This is a genomic window from Achromobacter sp. Marseille-Q0513 (assembly GCF_018195695.1).
Classification (GTDB): domain Bacteria; phylum Pseudomonadota; class Gammaproteobacteria; order Burkholderiales; family Burkholderiaceae_B; genus Achromobacter.
In genome coordinates, this window is sequence record NZ_JAGTJY010000443.1 from 1 (window position 1) to 623 (window position 623).

Annotated in this window: 1 protein-coding gene; it reads left to right on the forward strand. The window is 61.6% G+C overall.

Annotated elements, in window-relative coordinates; translation table 11 throughout:
• On the forward strand, positions 1 to 623 hold a 623-nt coding region (locus tag KDH83_RS31165), incomplete at both ends, for an ATP-binding protein (protein WP_283093865.1).

Below are 623 nucleotides of genomic sequence, written 5' to 3' on the forward strand. Positions count from 1 at the left end.
GGCCGGTGCTGGATTACCAGCGTATCGACACGGCTTTTGACCAATGGTCTGCCGAGCAGCGCTGGCATGACCGCTATGTGTTCGAGGAGAACATCTTCCAGACCTGGCAGGGCCTGGTGGCGCGCTACATGCGCATTGCCGAGCATCCGTTCTCGCTCGACCCGACGACGCTGCGCCGCAACGATGATCCGCCGGACTATGTGGCCTTCCGTGAAGCGGCCATCAACCTGTTGATCCACCAGGACTATGGCGACCACGGGCGCAAGGCCTCCATCAAGTTGTTTACCGACCGCACGGTGTTCTGGAACCCCGGCGATGCCTTTGCGACCGAAGCCGAGCTGTTGGATCCCACTGAAAAGGAAGTGCGAAACCCGGCCATCGTGAAGGCGTTTCGCCGCATTGGTTTGTCGGACCAGGCCGGAACCGGCATTCGCGCCATTTTCCGCAACTGGCGCGAGTTGGGGCGCACCCCACCTCTGTTGAAAAACGACAAGGCGCGCAAGGATTTTGAGCTGGTGTTGATCAACAAGCCCCTGGTCACCGAGGCCATGCAGCGCTTGCGCCAAACCCTGGGGGCGAACTTGACGCCCGAGCAGGCGGGTGTGCTGGCGTTGGCGCTGTCT